The sequence below is a fragment of the Amycolatopsis sp. SID8362 genome, assembly GCF_010550475.1.
GTDB classification, from domain to species: domain Bacteria; phylum Actinomycetota; class Actinomycetes; order Mycobacteriales; family Pseudonocardiaceae; genus Amycolatopsis; species Amycolatopsis eburnea.
The window spans coordinates 1-1,054 of the sequence record NZ_JAAGNB010000026.1; the positions used below are offsets into that span (position 1 = coordinate 1).

The 1,054-nt window shown below is 76.4% G+C and carries 1 pseudogene; it reads right to left on the reverse strand.

Annotation, left to right across the window (positions count from 1 at the left end):
- Window positions 1–1,007 (reverse strand): annotated as a pseudogene (locus G3I65_RS01255) (hypothetical protein); the annotation flags it as partial.
- Window positions 1,008–1,054 lie beyond the last annotated feature (47 nt).

The window sequence follows — 1,054 nt, forward strand, 5'->3', positions numbered from 1 at the left end:
GCGAGGAGCGCGCGGGCCAGTGCGTACTGCCGGGCCGGCTGGTCGAACGCGTCGTCCCGCCCGGCCTCGACCGCGCGGCGGCCGAGGCCGATCGCTTCGTCGAGGTCGGCGGGGTCGCGGTCCCGGTCGAAGCGGGCGCGCAGCAACGCGGACAGGTTGCCGAACGCCTCCGGGGCTCGATCGCCGTCGGCGCGGCGGCCGAGTTCGATCGCTTCGTCGAGGTCGTGGCCGGCGCGGTGGTGGTCGAACCGGTGTTTCAGCGTGTCGCTCAGCGCGACGGCCAGGCCGGGGTCCTCGGGGTTGCCGGCGAGCGCGCGCCGTCCGGTCGCCACGGCTTCGTCGAGGTCCGGCTCCCGGCGGGCCTCGAGCCACCGGGACTTGAGCGTGAAGCTCAGCGTCGCGAGGGCACGCGTGTGCCCGGCTTCGCCGCCGGTCATCGCGACCAGCCGGCGCGCCACCTCGATCGCTTCGTCCACGTCGGCCAGCACGTTCGTCCAGGCGAACCGCCGCCGCAGGTACGCGCCGAGCAGGTGCAGCACTTCGGCGAGCGTCGGTTCGCGCCGGACCGCGCCGTCGTCGAAGATGCCGTCGGCGAGCAGCCGGAGGTAGCCGTGCGGTCGTTCCACCGGCGGCCGCGGGGTTTCCGTCGCCGCGACGGACCGGCGCACGAGGTCGACAGCCAAGTCGAGGTCGTCCAGCACCCCGGCCGTCCGCGCGCGTTCGTCGAGCAGGTGGGCGAAGTTGAGCAGCACCCCGGCCGGCGCGTCCGCCGGGGACACGGTGCGCGCGATGCCCGCGGCCTCGTCCAGGTCGCCGCGCGTGTCGCGGGTCTGGTACCGCGCGAACAGCGCGACGCACAGGTCGGACCGGCAGGCGAGCCGCTCGAAGCCGGGCGCCGCGGCCGGCACGGCGGACCGCAGGACGTCCACCGCCTCGTCCAGGTCCCGCGGATCGTGCCGGGCCCGGAAACGGTGCAGCAGGGCGAACCCGAGGCCGGCCAGGTCCACGCTGCGCCTGGGCTCCCCGGCCGCCGTCGCCGCGACGACCGCCCGCC